The 16,925-nt window shown below is 71.4% G+C and carries 17 protein-coding genes; 13 read left to right on the top strand and 4 right to left on the bottom strand.

Translation table 11 applies throughout. The features are described 5' to 3' along the window. The first annotated feature begins 14 nt into the window (after positions 1-14). From ACW9TB_RS35590 to ACW9TB_RS35600, 3 genes are all read left to right on the top strand, one after another. A complete protein-coding gene (locus tag ACW9TB_RS35590) occupies positions 15-164 on the top strand; it encodes an ABC transporter ATP-binding protein C-terminal domain-containing protein (RefSeq protein WP_472752562.1) in 150 nt (49 codons plus the stop codon). Then, entirely contained in the window at positions 157-897 is a 741-nt protein-coding gene (locus tag ACW9TB_RS35595; protein ID WP_472752513.1) for an ABC transporter ATP-binding protein, read from the top strand. Before ACW9TB_RS35590 ends, ACW9TB_RS35595 begins: the two co-directional genes overlap by 8 nt. A gap of 115 nt (positions 898-1,012) precedes the next feature. Continuing rightward, entirely contained in the window at positions 1,013-1,705 is a 693-nt protein-coding gene (locus tag ACW9TB_RS35600) for a GntR family transcriptional regulator (protein WP_472752514.1), read from the top strand. Between the two features lie 106 nt (positions 1,706-1,811). Here ACW9TB_RS35600 and ACW9TB_RS35605 read toward each other — a convergent pair whose 3' ends face one another. The 4 genes from ACW9TB_RS35605 to ACW9TB_RS35620 form a co-directional block, all read right to left on the bottom strand. Next, positions 1,812-2,729: an EamA family transporter gene (locus ACW9TB_RS35605; RefSeq protein ID WP_472752515.1), complete on the bottom strand. Its 918-nt coding sequence runs from the start codon at positions 2,727-2,729 to the stop codon at positions 1,812-1,814. Between the two features lie 251 nt (positions 2,730-2,980). Further along, a complete protein-coding gene (locus ACW9TB_RS35610) occupies positions 2,981-4,384 on the bottom strand; it encodes a glycosyltransferase family 39 protein (protein ID WP_472752516.1) in 1,404 nt (467 codons plus the stop codon). Between the two features lie 178 nt (positions 4,385-4,562). Then, on the bottom strand, positions 4,563-5,330 hold the full coding sequence (locus ACW9TB_RS35615; protein WP_472752517.1) for an ABC transporter permease: 768 nt from the start codon (positions 5,328-5,330) through the stop codon (positions 4,563-4,565). A 274-nt stretch (positions 5,331-5,604) separates the two neighbouring features. Further along, positions 5,605-6,513 (bottom strand): ABC transporter ATP-binding protein, encoded by a 909-nt coding sequence (locus ACW9TB_RS35620; RefSeq protein ID WP_472752518.1) that lies wholly within the window; start codon positions 6,511-6,513, stop codon positions 5,605-5,607. A gap of 244 nt (positions 6,514-6,757) precedes the next feature. On the opposite strand from ACW9TB_RS35620, the gene ACW9TB_RS35625 reads away from it, so the two are divergent. The 10 genes from ACW9TB_RS35625 to ACW9TB_RS35670 all read left to right on the top strand — a co-directional run bounded on the left by ACW9TB_RS35625 (position 6,758) and on the right by ACW9TB_RS35670 (position 16,810). Next, a complete protein-coding gene (locus ACW9TB_RS35625; RefSeq protein WP_472752519.1) occupies positions 6,758-7,990 on the top strand; it encodes a multidrug effflux MFS transporter in 1,233 nt (410 codons plus the stop codon). 105 nt (positions 7,991-8,095) lie between these two features. Then, on the top strand, positions 8,096-8,887 hold the full coding sequence (locus ACW9TB_RS35630) for a helix-turn-helix transcriptional regulator (RefSeq protein WP_472752563.1): 792 nt from the start codon (positions 8,096-8,098) through the stop codon (positions 8,885-8,887). Next, positions 8,884-10,296, top strand: coding sequence for a Fe-S cluster assembly protein SufB (sufB, locus tag ACW9TB_RS35635; RefSeq protein WP_362836595.1), 1,413 nt, complete (start codon positions 8,884-8,886; stop codon positions 10,294-10,296). The genes ACW9TB_RS35630 and sufB overlap by 4 nt, the downstream gene beginning before the upstream one ends. Further along, complete coding sequence (gene sufD, locus ACW9TB_RS35640) at positions 10,296-11,417, top strand: Fe-S cluster assembly protein SufD (RefSeq protein ID WP_472752520.1); 1,122 nt, start codon at positions 10,296-10,298, stop codon at positions 11,415-11,417. Before sufB ends, sufD begins: the two co-directional genes overlap by 1 nt. Continuing rightward, the gene (locus ACW9TB_RS35645; RefSeq protein WP_472752521.1) at positions 11,414-11,731 is read left to right on the top strand and encodes a Rieske (2Fe-2S) protein; all 318 of its coding nucleotides are present in this window, start codon (positions 11,414-11,416) and stop codon (positions 11,729-11,731) included. The genes sufD and ACW9TB_RS35645 overlap by 4 nt, the downstream gene beginning before the upstream one ends. A 1-nt stretch (position 11,732) precedes the next feature. Then, positions 11,733-12,503 (top strand): Fe-S cluster assembly ATPase SufC, encoded by a 771-nt coding sequence (sufC, locus tag ACW9TB_RS35650; RefSeq protein WP_472752522.1) that lies wholly within the window; start codon positions 11,733-11,735, stop codon positions 12,501-12,503. Next, positions 12,503-13,762 carry a cysteine desulfurase gene (locus ACW9TB_RS35655; protein WP_472752523.1) on the top strand — a complete coding sequence of 420 codons (1,260 nt, stop codon included), beginning with the start codon at positions 12,503-12,505 and terminating at the stop codon, positions 13,760-13,762. The genes sufC and ACW9TB_RS35655 overlap by 1 nt, the downstream gene beginning before the upstream one ends. Before the next feature lie 118 nt (positions 13,763-13,880). Continuing rightward, positions 13,881-14,318, top strand: coding sequence for a Fe-S cluster assembly sulfur transfer protein SufU (sufU, locus tag ACW9TB_RS35660; protein WP_344920895.1), 438 nt, complete (start codon positions 13,881-13,883; stop codon positions 14,316-14,318). Then, positions 14,315-14,719, top strand: a complete 405-nt coding sequence (locus ACW9TB_RS35665) for a metal-sulfur cluster assembly factor (RefSeq protein WP_472752524.1) — start codon at positions 14,315-14,317, stop codon at positions 14,717-14,719. Before sufU ends, ACW9TB_RS35665 begins: the two co-directional genes overlap by 4 nt. A 366-nt stretch (positions 14,720-15,085) precedes the next feature. Beyond that, positions 15,086-16,810, top strand: coding sequence for a DEAD/DEAH box helicase (locus tag ACW9TB_RS35670; protein WP_472752525.1), 1,725 nt, complete (start codon positions 15,086-15,088; stop codon positions 16,808-16,810). Positions 16,811-16,925 lie beyond the last annotated feature (115 nt).

A 16,925-nucleotide genomic window follows, 5' to 3' on the forward strand; every position in this document is an offset into this window, starting at 1 on the left:
CCGAACGCGTGGTGGTGCTCAACTTCGGCAGGGAGATCGCCGACGGCCGCCCCGAGGACGTCCGCCGCGACCCCGCCGTCATCGAGGCATACCTCGGTGGCGACACCACCGCAGGAGACGAAACCGGTGGGACCGGGAGAGCCGGGGGAGACGGCGATGCTTGACATCGACGGGCTGGACGTCCACTACGGCGGCGTACACGCCCTGCGCGGACTGTCCCTCGGCGTCGCCGAGGGCGAGATCGTCGCCCTGCTCGGCAACAACGGCGCGGGCAAGACCACCACGCTGTCCGCGGTCTCGGGGCTGCTGCGGCCCAGCGGCGGCAGGGTGGTCTTCGACGGGAAGGAGATCACCGGGGAGAAACCGCACAGGATCACCGGGCGCGGCCTGGTGCACGTCCCGGAGGGGCGCAGGATCTTCAGCACGCTCAGCGTCCACGAGAACCTCCAGCTGGGCGGCTACCTGGTCCGCGACCAGGCCGAGATCCGTACGCGGATCGAGCGCGTCTACGAGTTGCTGCCCCGCCTGGCCGAACGGCGCGCGCAGCAGGGCGGCACGCTCTCGGGCGGCGAGCAGCAGATGCTCGCCATCGGCCGAGCCCTCATCACCGGCCCCCGGCTGCTGCTGCTCGACGAACCGTCCATGGGCCTGGCCCCGCTCATCGTCGTCCAGGTCATGAAACTCATCGCCCAGATCAACGCCGAGGGCACCTCCGTTCTGCTCGTCGAGCAGAACGCCGTCGCCGCCCTCGGGATCGCGCACCGCGGCTACGTGATCGAGAACGGCGCGTGCGTCCTCGACGGACCGGCCGCCGAGCTCCGCCGGGACCCCAGAGTGGCCGAGGCCTACCTCGGCGGAGCCGGGGGAGCGGGCGGAGGTGACCGGCGCGGTGTCTAGCGGTGTCTAAGGGAACGCACCCCGGGTGTTCGGAGGCACGCGCATGGCCTGGGAGGATGAGGGGGGCGGGTTCCGCCGACGAGGCGTGGACGCGAGCGACACGAGAGGCTCCGGTATGGCTCCTAGGGCGGACGGCCGGCTCGACCTGCCGGCCGTGAGCGAGCGGCAGAGCCTGCGGGAGCAGGTGGCCCACGCGCTCAGGGCGGCCCTGATCACCGGCGAGATGAGGCCCGGCATGGTCTACTCGGCCCCGGTCCTCGCCGCCCAGTTCGGGGTCTCGGCGACCCCGGTGCGCGAGGCCATGCTCGACCTGGCCAAGGAGGGCCTGGTCGAGGCGGTGCGCAACAAGGGTTTCCGGGTCACGGAGCTGTCCGACCGGGACCTGGACGAGCTGACCGAGATCCGCAGGCTCATCGAGGTGCCCACGGTGGCGCAGCTGGCCGACGCCGGGCGCGCGCCGAGCTTCGAGGCACTGCGCCCGCTGGCCCAGGCGATCGTCGACGCCGCCGAGCGCGGCGACCTGCTCGCGTACGTCGACGCCGACATCCGCTTCCACCTGGACCTGCTCGCCCTGGCGGGCAACTCCCACCTCGTGGAGGTGGTCCGCGACCTGCGCAACCGGGCCCGCCTGTACGGCCTGTCCTCCCTGCACCGGAGTGGCGCCCTCACCGACTCCGCCCGCGAGCACCTCACGTTGCTCGCGCTGCTCTCCGAGGGCGACGCGGGCGGTGCCGAACGGCTGATGCGCACCCACATCCGGCACGTACGCGGCATCTGGGCGAGCAGGCCAGAGGAGCAGGCGACCTGACGGCCGATGGCTCCGGGTCCGGGCCGGAGGTCAGCGGCGCTCCGGGCCGTGCCACCGCCGGAGCCGAAGAACGGCGCTCCGGGCCGCGCCGACGCCGGAACCACGGTCAGCCGGTGCTCCGGGTGGAGCCGACGCTGGCGATGACCACGCAGCCGACGGCGGCCCACTCGCGCGCCTGGAGCACCTCGCCCAGGATGACCAGCCCGACCAGCGCGGCCATCGCGGGCTCCAGGCTCATCAGGATGCCGAAGACCCGCTTGGGCATCCTGCGCAGCGCCTCCAGCTCGATCGAGTAGGGGATGACCGACGACAGCAGTCCCACGCCGAGCCCGACCAGCAGCAGCTCGGGCTGGAGCAGGTCGGTGCCGCCGGAGGTGATCCCGACGGGGGCGACCAGGACGCAGGAGACGATCATCGCGAGGGCGAGGCCGCTCGTCCCGGGGATGCGGCGGCCGACCGAGGCCGACAGCAGGATGTAACCGGCCCAGCAGACCGCCGCCACCAGGGCGAAGGCGATCCCGGCCCAGCTGATCCTGGACGTGGTCGTGCCCCACGGGGCCAGCAGCACCACGCCCGACCCGGCGAGCACGACCCAGAGCAGGTCGAGGCGGCGGCGCGAGGCCGCCACCGCGACGCCGAGCGGGCCGAGGAACTCGATCGCCACCGCGATGCCCATGGGCAGCCGGGCCAGCGCCTCGTAGAACGACAGGTTCATCACGCCCAGCGTCACGCCGAACGCCACCCCGGCCCCGATGTCCGCCCTGGACAGCCCGCGCAGCCGGGGCCGGACGACCAGCCCCAGGATCAGCGCGCCCGTCGCGATCCGCAGGAACACCACGGCGCTCGGCGGCAGCTGGGAGAAGAGATCCTTGGCGAAACCCGCGCCCGCCTGCGCCGACATGATGGCCAGCATCACCAGCCCCGACGGCGGGATCGCGTCGGAGGCCGCCCGCAGCAGCGCTCCGGACCTGGTCAGCCCCGGCTTGTACGGCTCGGCGGATCCGGGCAGGGCTTCGGCGCTCACGACTCTCCTCATGTCAGGTGCGAAGTGATAAATGGCACCTTACTGATCGGGGCTCTCGTTTTCAGCGCCGTCCGAGATGCGAGACGGCCCCAGAGACAGTTCCACGAGACGGCCCCGCGAAACAGCCCCGTGAGAGGCGACGGCCCCGCGGGATGTGGCCGCTCCGGCGGCGGGGGCGGCCACATCCTGCGGCGGAACCGTCCGGCGGCGGGGCCGTCCTCCGCCGGAAACCGGAAGGAACGCCTCGCCGTCTACCCGGCGTCCCGCGCCGGTTCGCGGGTGTAGAGCGCCACCGTCATGCCGGGTACGCGGCCCGTCCGCCAGGCCTTGACCCGGACGAACCCCTCCTTGACCAGGGTGGTGACCCGGTCGACGCGCGAGGCCGCCTCGGATCCGCCCCGCCAGATCACCCAGACCCGCTCGCGCCCGGCCACGGCGGCGGCCACGTCGGAGCGCTCCGGGTAGCCGAAGGAGTGGGGCAGCGGGCCGGGCCCGGCGAGCAGCACGTCGTCGGGCAGCCCCTTCCCGCCGTGCCGCGTCTCGTCGTAGTAGCGGAAGCCCTCGCGCAGGGCCGAGCGCCCGTAGACGATGGCGTCTCCCGGCCGGCCCTCGCTCGCGAGGATCCGTACCGCCCGGGGGAAGTTCTCGTGGTGCCCGTCCTCCTTGCGGAAGTCCAGGTGGCCGGGAACCCCGGCCGCCAGGACGCCCGCCAGCGCGAGCCCGGCGGGCAGGCGGGGCAGCGCGGCGAGCGCGAGCCCGGCCAGCAGCGCGTACGCGGGCACCGTCGCGAACAGGTAGCGGTCGACGTAGACCGGCGAGACCAGGTGGGACAGGGCGAACAGCAGCAGGGGCGGCAGGAGCGCCCAGGCGCCCAGCAGGACGACCCAGAGCCGGTCGGCGCCGTGCCGCTTCCGCAGGAACGGGGCGGCCACCGCGACGACCATCAGCGCGCCCCCCGCCAGGGCGGTGCCCCCGGCCATCTTGGGCAGCGCGAGGAACACGTCGGGTCCCGGCATGGTGATCCAGCTGATCGCGTGCCGCTCGGCGAAGCCGACCGCCGCCCAGACGGCACCCGGGACGGACCCCAGGGCCATGCAGGCCAGCACCCTGGGCAGGACGCCCCGCCCGTACAGCCCGATCGCGAGCAGGTGCGCGGCCAGTACGAGCAGTGCGAACACCTGCGTGCAGCCCAGCAGCGCGACGGCGCCCGCGTACCGCCACCAGGCGCCGCGCCGTCCGGGCTCCTCGATTGCCCGGTACAGCGCCCAGGTGGCCAGGACCGCGGCGGCGGCGGCGAACGCGTAGGAGCGGACGTTCTGCCCGTGGTAGGAGACCGAGGGCAGGAAGACGTAGACGGCGGCGGCGGCCAGTCCGGCGGGCTGCGAGCTCAGCCGGCGTCCCAGGTCGGCGATGAGCGCGGTGGCCGCGCCCGTCGCGAGCGCCGAGGGCAGGCGCATCCACCACTCGGCCTGCCCGAACTCCAGCCACAGGTGCATGAACCCGTAGTAGGGCAGGAAGTGCCCGTCGATGTGCTGGGCCAGCTCCCAGAGTCCCGCCACGCCACGGCGGGCCGCGCTGAGGGTGGCGAGCTCGTCCCCCGACTGGGAGACCGTGGACGAGCCCGCGACGGCGACAAGCGTGGCAACAACCCCCATGGCCAAACTTGGCCAGATTCGCCCCGTATGTCGTGTCGCCGGACGGGATGAGGATCGCGTTCCGGTAGTGATCACCTGGAGGATGGTAGATCTTGGCGATCATCCCCGTTGATCTTTTGCGGTGAGAAGTGGTGATATTCCCGGTTAGGTGGTTTCCGCTAAGGGAGTTCCGGCCGGGTCATTCCCAGCGGAACGTCCGGGAGGTCAAAAGGAGCGACACCGCCGCCCACGCCGCGAGGATCGCCACGGCGGCGAGCGGCGGTCCCGCGCCGTCGCTCAGGACCGCGCGGAGCCCCCCGGTCAGCGCCGAGATCGGCAGCAGCTCCAGCACCGGCCGTATCGACTCGGGGAACCTGGCCAGCGGGAAGGCGACCCCGCCGCAGGCGAGCAGGAGCAGGTAGACGAGGTTCGCCGCGGCGAGCGTGGCCTCGGCGCGCAGCGTTCCCGCCATCAGCAGGCCGAGCCCGCTGAACGCGGCGGTGCCCAGCACGACCAGCAGGAGCGCCGCGAGCGGCGAGCCCGCGGGGTGCCAGCCCAGGGCGAGCGCCACCCCGCAGATGACCGCGACCTGGATGACCTCCACGGCGACCACCGCGAGCGTCTTGGACAGCATCAGCCCGGTCCGCGACAGCGGGGTCGCGCCCAGCCGCTTCAGCACGCCGTACCGGCGCTCGAAGCCCGTCGCGATGGCCTGCCCGGTGAAGGCGGTGGACATCACGGCCAGCGCGAGCACCCCGGGGGTCATGAAGTCGATCCGGGAACCGCCGCCCACGTCGAGGATCGGGGCGGAGGAGAGGCCGACGAGCAGCAGCACCGGGATGATCATCGTGAGCAGCAGCTGCTCGCCGTTGCGGAGCATCGCCCGGATCTCCGCGCCCGTCTGGGCCGCCACCATCCGGCCCAGCGGCGCGGCTCCGGGGGCCGGCGTGAGGTCCAGGGTCGTCATGGGGCTCTCCTGCGGTCTGACATGCGATCTGGCGTGTGGACTGGAGGCCGCGTCCGGACGCGCGCGGGGCGGTGCCGAGGAGCGGGCGACCCCGAGGGCGTCGGCGGAGCGGGAGGAGTCGTCAGCGGGACGAAGAGATCCGGAGGTGTCGGCAGGGCGAAAGGCTCCGGGAGCGTCGGCGGGCCAGGGGGCCTCAAGGGCGTCAGCGGAGCGAAGGGCGTCAGCGGGCCAAAGGGCCTCAAGGGCGTCAGCGGAGCGAAGAACCCGGGGGCCGTCACCGGAGTTCACGTCCGGTCAGCTCCAGGAAGACGTCCTCCAGGGTGCGCCGTTCGATGCTGAGGTCGTCGGCGGTCACGCCCTCGGCGGCGCACCAGGTCGTCACCGTGGCCAGGAGACCGGGCGCGACCTGCCCCTCGATGATGTAGTGCCCCGACGGCGACTCCTTGGCCGCGCTGCCGGCGGGCAGGGCGGCGAGCAGCTCGTCCAGGCAGAGGCCCGGCCGGGCGCGGAAGCGCAGCTGCCGTTCGGCGCCGGTGAGGGAGGAGGGGGTGCCCTCGGCGACCACCCTGCCGCGGTCGATGATCACGATCTGGTCGGAGAGCCTCTCCGCCTCGTCCATGTGGTGGGTGGTGAGCACCACCGAGACCCCGCTCGCGCGCAGGTCCTCCACCAGCTCCCAGCAGGCGTGCCTGGCCTGCGGGTCCAGGCCCGCGGTCGGCTCGTCGAGGAAGACCAGCTCGGGACGGCCGACGACCGCTCCCGCCAGCGACAGGCGCTGCTGCTGGCCGCCGGAGAGCCTGCGGTACGGGGTGCGGGCGTGCTCGCTCAGCCCCAGCCGCTCCAGCAGCGCCGCCGGGTCGAGCGGGTGGGCGTGGAAGCGGGCCATCAGCCGCAGCCACTGCCCGCAGCGGGACGCGGGGGGAACGCCGCCCGCCTGGAGCATCACCCCGACCCTGGCCCGCAGCTCCGGCCTCGACGGGGCGAGCCCGAGCACCTTCACGGTGCCGCCGTCGGCCCGGCGGAACCCCTCGCAGATCTCCAGGGTGGAGGTCTTGCCGGCCCCGTTGGGGCCCAGCACCGCGGTGACCACGCCGCGGGCGGCGGCGAAGGTCAGGCCGTCGACCGCGGTCGTCCCGCCGTATCTCTTGACCAGGTCGACGATCTCGACGGCTGGGGAGTCCATGGCCACGAGTTTAGGGACTGCGCCCGTCGGTCACGTTCCCGGACCACGCGTCCGGGGCCGTCCCCGCCCCGTTTCCCGGCCGGGACGGGACCCGCCCGAATGTCACTTAAAGGTTTTTTCGATGAAATTTCCGAAATGCAGGAATTCGGATGACCGGCTGTTGGTTGGGACGCTTCGGCCCCTGTGGGCCCGTCATCGCCCCTAACCAGAGGGCATGACCCGCGACCAAAAAGGGGATACGGGTATGACCGCGGCCGTCGTCGAGCCGGAGGTGGCGCCGATCGCACGGCGCAGGACACTGCTACTGCTCATCCTGGGCGCGCTGTCGGCGGTCGGTCCCCTGTCGATCGACATGTACCTGCCCGCCTTCCCCTCCATCGCCGCCGACCTGGGCACCGGGCAGGCGCAGGTGCAGCTCACCCTCACCGCCTGCCTCGTCGGCTTCTCCGTCGGGCAGGTCGTCGCGGGCCCGATCAGCGACACGCGCGGCCGGCGGGGCCCGCTGCTGATCGGCATCGCCGCCTACGCCGTGGCCTCCCTACTGTGCGCCTTCTCGCCCTCGGTGTACGGGCTGGTCGGGTTCCGCCTGCTCCAGGGCATCGCGGGCGGCGCCGCGCTGGTGATCGTCCGCGCGGTCGTCCGCGACCTGTACGAGGGCGCGGCCATCGCCCGCATCTTCGCCACCCTCATGCTCGTCACCGGCCTCGCGCCGATCCTGGCCCCGATCGCGGGCGCGCAGCTGCTCGACCACACCTCCTGGCGGGGCGTGTTCGTCGCGCTGAGCGTCGCGGGACTCCTGCTGCTGGCCTCCGCGCTGTCCGGGGTACGCGAGACGCTGCCCGCCGGGCGGCGCGAGAGCGGCGGGCTCCGGCACACCCTCGTCACCTTCTGGCACCTGCTCCGCGACCGCTCCTTCATGGCCGCCACCCTGTCCGGCGGGCTGGGCTTCGCGGCCATGTTCGCCTACATCTCCGGGTCTCCCTTCGTGCTCCAGGACGTCTACGAGACCTCGGCGCAGACCTTCTCCCTGGTGTTCGGGCTGAACGCGCTGGGCCTGACCGTCACCGCGCAGATCGGCGGGCGCCTGGCCGGGCGCCTGGACCCGGCCAGGCTGATCCTCGCCGGGCTGTTCCTGAGCGTGGCAGGGGCCGCCGGGGTGCTCGTCACGGCCCTGTTCCACCTGCCCCTGCCGGTGCTGGTCGCCGCGCTGTTCGTGATGATGTGCGGGGCGGGCTTCGTCCTGCCGGGCAGCGCCGCGCTCGCCCTGGCCGGTCAGCCCCCGCAGGTCGCCGGGAGCGCGGCCGCGCTGACGGGCGTGCTGCAGTTCGGGCTCGGCGCGCTCGCCGCCCCGCTGGTGGGTCTGGGCGGTGAGGGCTCCGCCCTGCCGATGGCCGTCGTCCTGGCCGGTTTCACCGTCGCCGCGCTCGCCGCCTTCGTCGGGCTGCGGGGGACCTCGCGGAGCGTTTCCCCAGCTTAGGTAAGGCTTACCTGCGTGACGAACCACATTCGGGACGACCGGACATCGGGTTTGTAACTGGGGAAGCAATTACGGCACACTGATGTTGTGAAATACGTGACCGGGATGCAGGGCACCGAGGGAGCCGCCTCCGCGCGGCCCTCCGGCGTGTCCGCCGAGCGCAGCACGCGAGCGCGTGTCGCCCGGCTCATCCTGGAGCACGGGCCCGTCACCGCCGCCGCCCTCGGCGAGCGGCTCGGGCTCACCCCCGCCGCCGTCCGCAGGCACCTCGACGCCCTGCTGGCCGAGGGGATGGCCGAGACCCGCACCGCCAGGCCGCGCGGCCAGCGCGGGCGCGGGCGACCGGCCAAGCTGTTCGCGATAACCGACGCGGGCCGCAGCGCCTTCGAGCACGCCTACGACGGCCTCGCCGGGAGCGCGCTGCGCTTCCTGGCCGAGCGCGTGGGCGAGGAGGCCGTGGCGGAGTTCGCCCGGTCGCAGGTGGCCGGCCTGGTCGACCGCCTGGGGCCGAAGATGAGCGAGGTCCCCGAAGACCAGCGGGTCCGCGTCCTGGCCGAGGCGCTGTCGGCCGACGGCTACGCCGCCTCGGCGAGCAAGGCCAGCCTCGGCGGCGAGCAGCTGTGCCAGCACCACTGCCCGGTGGCGCACGTGGCCGCGGAGTTCCCGCAGCTGTGCGAGGCCGAGACGGAGGCGTTCGCGCGCATCCTCGGCACCCCCGTGCAACGGCTCGCGACCATCGCCCACGGCGATGGCGTGTGCACCACGCACGTCAGTCCCCACAGGACACCCGGGCCGGGCGCGAGGGAGCGCGCGACGGTCTCCCCGGCACCCGATCCGGCACAGACGCCGGCAATCCACGAAACGATCGACACATCGAGCAAGGAGACCGGAAGGTGACTGTCACCGACCGCCCGGAGCTGGAAGGCCTCGGGAATTACAAGTTCGGCTGGGCCGACTCGGACGCCGCGGGAGCGACGGCCCGGCGTGGCCTGTCCGAAGAGGTCGTCCGCAACATCTCCGCGCTGAAGAGCGAGCCGGAGTGGATGCTGGACCTTCGCCTGAAGGGGCTGCGCCTTTTCGGTAAGAAGCCCATGCCCAACTGGGGTTCCGACCTCAGCGGGATCGACTTCGACAACATCAAGTACTTCGTGCGCTCGACGGAGAAGCAGGCCGCCTCCTGGGAGGACCTGCCCGACGACATCAAGAACACCTACGACAAGCTCGGCATCCCCGAGGCGGAGAAGCAGCGCCTGGTCGCCGGCGTCGCCGCCCAGTACGAGTCCGAGGTGGTCTACCACAAGATCCGTGAGGACCTTGAGGAGAAGGGTGTCATCTTCGTCGACACCGACACCGCCCTCAGGGAGCACGAGGAGATCTTCAAGGAGTACTTCGGGACCGTGATCCCCGTCGGCGACAACAAGTTCGCCGCGCTGAACACGGCCACCTGGAGCGGCGGCAGCTTCATCTACGTGCCGCCGAACGTCAACGTGGAGATCCCGCTCCAGGCCTACTTCCGGATCAACACCGAGAACATGGGCCAGTTCGAGCGGACCCTGATCGTCGTGGACGAGGGCTCCTACGTCCACTACGTCGAGGGCTGCACCGCGCCGATCTACTCCTCAGACTCGCTGCACAGCGCCGTCGTGGAGATCATCGTGAAGAAGAACGCGCGCTGCCGCTACACGACCATCCAGAACTGGTCGAACAACGTCTACAACCTGGTCACCAAGCGCGCCGTGGCGTACGAGGGCGCGACCATGGAGTGGGTCGACGGCAACATCGGTTCCAAGGTCACCATGAAGTACCCGGCCGTCTACCTCATGGGTGAGCACGCCAAGGGCGAGACCCTCAGCGTCGCCTTCGCCGGTGAGGGCCAGCACCAGGACGCCGGGGCCAAGATGGTGCACCTCGCGCCGAACACCAGCTCCTCGGTGATCTCCAAGTCCGTCGCCCGGGGTGGCGGCCGCACCTCCTACCGCGGCCTGGTCCAGATCGAGGAGGGCGCCCACGGCAGCGCCAGCACCGTCAAGTGCGACGCGCTCCTGGTCGACCAGATCAGCCGCTCCGACACCTACCCCTACGTGGACGTGCGCGAGGACGACGTCTCCATGGGGCACGAGGCCACCGTCTCCAAGGTCTCCGACGACCAGCTCTTCTACCTGATGAGCCGGGGCATGGGCGAGGACGAGGCGATGGCGATGATCGTCCGGGGCTTCGTCGAGCCGATCGCCCGCGAGCTCCCGATGGAGTACGCCCTGGAGCTGAACCGCCTGATCGAGCTGCAGATGGAAGGAGCCGTCGGCTGATGGGCCTCGACACCGGAAAACCCCTGTCGACCCTCCACGAGAAGGCCTCGTACGACGTGGCCGACTTCGTGGTGCCGACCGGCCGGGAGGAGGAGTGGCGCTTCACCCCGCTCTCCCGGCTCAAGGGCCTGCACGAGGGCGTCGCGGCCTCCGCGAACGTCGTCGTGCACGTCGACGCCGCCCCCGAGGTCACCGTGGAGACCGTCGGCCGCGACGACCAGCGGGTCGGCAAGGCCTACGTGCCCGCCGACCGGGTCAGCGCCCAGGCCTACGCCTCCTTCGAGAAGGCCACCGTGGTCACGGTCCCGCGCGAGGCCGTCGCCTCCAAGCCGACCGTGATCACCCTCACCGGGTCCGGCCAGGGCGCCGCGTACGGTCACACGGTCGTGAAGCTGGAGCCGATGGCCGAGGCCGTGGTCGTCCTCGACCACCAGGGCAGCGCCGTCTACGCCGACAACGTCGAGTTCGTCGTGGGCGAGGGCGCCACGCTCAAGGTCGTCAGCCTGCAGGACTGGGCCGACGACGCCGTGCACGTCTCCCACCACCACGCCCTGCTGGCCAAGGACGCGACCTTCCGCGGCTTCGTGGTCACCCTCGGCGGCGACCTGGTCAGGCTCTCCCCGTCGGTCTCCTACGACGGCCCCGGCGGCGACGCCGAGCTGAACGGCCTCTACTTCGTCGACGCCGGCCAGCACCTGGAGCACCGCCTGCTCGTCGACCACTCCAAGCCCGGCTGCCGCAGCAACGTCGACTACCGCGGCGCGCTGCAGGGCCAGGACGCCCACGCGGTCTGGATCGGCGACGTCATCATCCGCGTCGAGGCCGAGGGCACCGACACCTACGAGCTCAACCGCAACCTGCTGCTCACCGACGGCGCCCGCGCCGACTCGGTGCCCAACCTGGAGATCCTCACCGGCGAGGTCGCCGGGGCGGGTCACGCCAGCGCCTCGGGCCGTCTCGACGACGAGCACATCTTCTATCTCCAGGCCCGCGGGATCCCCTTCGAGGACGCGCGCCGCCTCGTCATCAGAGGCTTCTTCGCGCAGCTGCTGGAGAAGATCGAGGTCACCGAGCTTCGCGAGCGGGTGCTCGCCCGGGTCGAGGCGGAGCTTGAGAAGTGACGTTCGAGAAAGTCTGCAAGATCGCGGACATCCCCGACGAGGGAGTGATCGGCCTTGAGGTCGGCGACACCCCCGTGGCCCTGGTCCGCCAGGGCGAGGAGGTCTTCGCGCTGCACGACGTGTGTTCCCACGCCGAGGTGAGACTCAGCGAGGGGGAGGTCTACGACGGCACCCTGGAGTGCTGGCTGCACGGCTCGTGCTTCGACCTGCGCTCGGGCAAGCCCACCGGCCCGCCCGCCAACAAGCCCGTTCCCGTATACCGAGTAAAGATCGACGGCGATGACGTCCTCGTCTCGCTCTCGAAGGAGTCATAAAGTGTCTGACACGAGCCGAGTCCCCTCGGGTTCCACCCTGGAGATCCGCGACCTGCACGTCACCGTCGCCGACAAGGAGATCCTGCGCGGCGTCAACCTGACCGTGCGGGCCGGCGAGACCCACGCCATCATGGGCCCCAACGGCTCGGGCAAGTCCACGCTCGCGTACGCGATCGCGGGCCACCCCAAGTACACCGTCACCGGCGGCCAGGTGCTGCTCGACGGGGTCGACCTGCTGGAGCTCACGGTCGACGAGCGCGCCCGCGCCGGGCTGTTCCTCGCCATGCAGTACCCGGTCGAGGTCCCCGGCGTCAGCGTCTCCAACTTCCTGCGCACCGCCGTCACCTCCGTCCGGGGTGAGGCTCCCAAGCTCCGCGAGTTCGCCAAGGACCTCAAGTCCGGCATGGACGCCCTGTCCATCGACGCGACCTTCGCCCAGCGCAACGTCAACGAGGGCTTCTCCGGCGGCGAGAAGAAGCGCCACGAGATCCTCCAGCTGGAGCTCCTCAAGCCGAAGATCGCCGTCCTCGACGAGACCGACTCCGGCCTCGACGTCGACGCGCTGCGCGTGGTCTCCGAGGGCATCAACCGCTTCCGCTCCGGCGAGACCGGCGTGCTGCTCATCACCCACTACACCCGCATCCTGCGCTACGTGAAGCCGGACTTCGTCCACGTCTTCTCCGCCGGGCGGATCGTGGAGCAGGGCGGCCCCGAGCTGGCCGAGAAGCTTGAGGCGGAGGGCTACGAGGCCTACACGAAGGCGTCGGCCTGATGGACACCGGCCTTGACGTGGAGAGGATCAGGAAGGACTTCCCCGTCCTCTCCCGCGAGCTTCCCGGCGGCAGGCCGCTGATCTACCTCGACTCGGGCAACTCCGCGCAGAAACCGACCCAGGTGGTCGAGGTGATGCGCGAGCACATGGCGATGCACTACGGCAACGTCGGCCGCGCCATGCACGTGCTGGGCGCGGAGTCCACCGAGGCGTACGAGAACGCCCGCGACAAGGTCGCCGCCTTCGTCGGCGCGCCCGACCGCGACGAGGTCGTCTTCACCAAGAACGCCTCCGAGGCGCTCAACCTGGTGGCGTACGCCTTCGGCAACCCCATCGGCGAGGACCCCCGCTTCCGGCTCGGCCCCGGCGACGAGATCGTCATCTCCGAGATGGAGCACCACTCCAACATCGTGCCGTGGCAGATGCTCGCCCAGCGCACCGGCGCGACGCTGCGGTGGTTCTCCGTCACCGACGAGGGCCGCCTGGACCTGTCCGACCTCGGCGAGCTCGTCACCGAGCGCACGAAGATCGTCTCGATCGTGCACCAGTCGAACGTGCTGGGCACGGTCAACCCGGTCGCCCCGGTGCTCGCCAGGGTCCGCGAGGTCGGCGCGCTGATGATGCTCGACGCCTCCCAGTCGGTGCCCCACCAGAAGGTGGACGTGGCCGCGCTGGGCGTCGACTTCCTCGCCTTCACCGGCCACAAGGTCGTCGGCCCGTCGGGGATCGGCGTGCTGTGGGCCCGCGGCGAGCTCCTGGCGGCGATGCCCCCGTTCATGGGCGGCGGCGAGATGATCGAGGCGGTCTGGATGGACCGCTCGACCTACGCGCCCGCGCCGCACAAGTTCGAGGCGGGCACCCCGCCGATCGTCGAGGCCATCGGCCTCGGCGCCGCGGTCGACTACCTGTCCGAGATCGGGATGGACGCCGTCGCGCGCCACGAGCACGAGCTCACCGCGTACGCGCTCGGAGCCCTGGGGGAGATCCCGGGGCTGCGGGTGATCGGCCCGCTGGACCTCGCCGACCGGGGCGGCACGGTCTCGTTCACCCTTGAGGGGATTCACCCGCACGATGTCGGGCAAATCCTGGATGACAACTTCGGGGTGGCCGTGCGGGTGGGACACCACTGCGCCCGCCCGCTCCACCTGCGATTCGGGATTCCCGCGACCACGCGGGCGTCCTTCTACCTTTACAACACACCGGCCGAGATCGACGCTTTGGTCCGCGGCCTCCACCACGTGCGGAAGGTGTTCGCCTAGCCATGCCCGAGCAGTCGAGCCGGCGGACGGGCGAACGACGGGCGAACGACGCCCGCCGCACGGCGTCCGGCGACGCGCGAGCGCACGGCGCAGCGAACGAGAAGGTGAGCACGACCCTATGATCGCCGAGTCCATGTACCAGGAGCTGATCCTGGAGCACTACAAGCACCCGCAGGGGAGGGGGCTCCGCGATCCGTACGACGCCGAGGTCCACCATGTGAACCCGACGTGCGGTGACGAGATCACCATGCGCGTGAAGCTGGGCGACGGCGGCAAGGTCGAGGACGTCTCCTACGACGGGCAGGGCTGTTCCATCAGCCAGGCCGCGGCCTCCGTGCTGCACGAGCTGGCCACCGGCTCGACCGTCGACGACACCCTCGGCATCGTGGACGAGTTCACCCGGCTCATGCAGGGCAGGGGAAAGGTCGAGGCGGACGAGGACGTGCTGGGCGACGCCGTCGCCTTCGCCGGGGTCGCCAAGTTCCCCGCCCGGGTGAAGTGCGCGCTACTGGCGTGGATGGCCTACAAGGACGCGGTCGTGAGGAGCACCGAATGAGCAAGGCTGTTGAGACCCCCACCACGGCGTACGACGGGGACACCACCCATGACGAGGTCATGGAGGCCCTCAAGGACGTCGTGGACCCCGAGCTCGGCATCAACGTCGTCGACCTGGGCCTGATCTACGGGCTCCACCTGGACGCCGCGGAGGCCGCCGAGGGCACTGAGGGCGCCGAGGGCGGTGCCGAGGGCGCCACCCTGCCGGTCGCCACCATCGACATGACGCTGACCAGCGCGGCCTGCCCGCTGACCGACGTCATCGAGGACCAGGCGCACTCGGCGCTGGAGGGCATGGTCTCCGACGTGAAGATCAACTGGGTGTGGCTCCCGCCGTGGGGCCCGGACAAGATCAGTGACGAGGGGCGTGAGCAGCTCCGGATGCTGGGTTTCAACGTCTGAGAAGTGCTTTCCGGTACGGCTCGCACCCCCGGGGTTCGGGCCGTACCCAATTGTGTGAGAGGATTTCCGAGGCCGGGAAGAAAAGCCCGGCCGGGAGTGTTGACTCCAACCGACGGACAAGCGACCGGCTGATACCGGACGCCCCGACCGAACCCGGCACTGCGAACGCCGGGTATGCTTGATCGTGGTTTGACTGCGTGCGGGTAAGCTAGACCCGCCCCGTGCGGTGCGCCTCGACTTGCACCGCACTACCGCCCCCATGTGGGCGTTGATCCAGCGCGGCCTCAGGCCGTGCGTTCCAGGCTCGTCCTTTCGCAGAAGTGACGTGCCCCGTTCTTCTATCGAAAGGCACGAGTCTTCGTGACCATGCTTGACGCTGTTCTGCCCGAAATCACCGACATCACCGAGATCTCCCAGGCCCCCGCAGGTCCGTCCGAGTTCACCCTCCTCGGTCTGCCGAAGCCGCTGGTGACCGGTCTTTCCCGTTCGGGCATCGACAGTCCCTTCCCCATCCAGCGGGCCACGATCCCCGACATTCTCGCCGGTCACGACGTTCTCGGCCGTGGCCAGACGGGCTCCGGCAAGACTCTCGCCTTCGGCCTGCCCATGATGACCCGCATCGCCGGTGCCAAGGCCCGTCCGGGCCACCCCCTGGCGGTCGTCCTGGTCCCGACCCGCGAGCTCGCCATGCAGGTGACCGACGCGCTCGAGCCGCTCGGCCGCGGCCTGTCGCTGCGGATGAAGACCGTGGTCGGCGGCATGTCCATGGGCCGTCAGATCGAGGCGCTGCGCCGTGGCGTCGAGGTCATCGTGGCCACGCCGGGCCGCCTGACCGACCTCATGCAGCAGGGCGAGTGCATGCTGGACGAGGTCCAGGTGACGATCCTCGACGAGGCCGACCACATGTGTGACCTCGGCTTCTTCCCGGTCGTGAGCGCGATCCTGCAGCAGACCCCGGCCGACAGCCAGCGCCTGCTGTTCTCCGCCACCCTCGACGGCGACGTCGACAAGCTGGTCCGCCGCTTCCTCACCAACCCGGTGACCCACTCCATGTCCCCGGCCGCCTCCTCGGTCGACACCATGGAGCACCACGTGCTGGAGGTGCACCGCGACGACAAGTTCCCGGTGACCGCCGAGATCGCCAACCGCGAGGGCCGGACCATCATCTTCGTGCGCACCCAGCACGGGGTCGACCGGCTGTGCAAGCAGCTCGCCCAGGTCGGCATCCGCGCCGGCGGCCTGCACGGCGGCAAGCGCCAGAACCAGCGCACCCGCATCCTGGCCGAGTTCAAGGAAGGCACGATCAACGTCCTGGTCTGCACGGACGTCGCGGCCCGCGGCATCCACGTCGACAACATCAGCCTCGTGCTGCACGTCGACCCGCCCCAGGACCACAAGAGCTACCTGCACCGCGGTGGCCGTACCGCCCGCGCCGGGGAGAAGGGCACCGTCATGACGCTGGTGCTCCCCAACGAGCGCCGCTCCACCGACGCGATGACCCGCCGCGCGGGCATCAAGCCGTTCCGCATCAAGGCCACCCCGGGCCACCCGCGCCTGGGAGAGGTCGCCGGCGCGCGTACGCCCAGCGGCGAGCCGATCCCGGTCTGGGAGCCCTCGGCGCCGGCCGCCAAGCAGCGTCAGGGCCGTGGCGGCTTCGGCGGCAACGGTGGCGGCGGGCGTGGCCCGCGTCGCTTCCGTTCCGACCGTCCCGCGCACGGCGCCGGTGAGGGCCAGCAGCCCCGCGAGCGTTCCTTCGGTGACGACCGTGGCACCGGCACCTCCGGTGGCGGCCAGTACCGCTCCGAGCGTCCGGCCGGTGGCGGTTACCGCTCCGAGCGCCCGTCGGGCGGTGGCTTCCGCTCCGAGCGTCCGGCCACCGGCGGCTACCGAGGTGGCGAGCGGCGCGAGCCGTTCCGCGCCGGTACCGACCGTCCGGCCCCGGCCGGTGGCGGCTACCGTTCCGAGCGTCCCGCGGGCGAGCGCGAGCCGTTCCGCGGCGAGCGTCAGGGCGGCGGCTTCCGCGGCGGCGAGTTCCGCGCCGACGGCCGTGGCTCCGCGCCGCGCGGCGGTGGCAGCCGCTACGGCCGCTGATCACCACCTTGTAGGACCCTGAAGGGCCGGTACGGCGTCCGCCGTACCGGCCCTTCGTTTTCCCGGCTGCCCGTGCTCCGGGGGCGAGGCGGCCGAGGTCAGGACCTCGACCGGC

Source organism: Streptosporangium sp. H13245 (genome assembly GCF_055690525.1).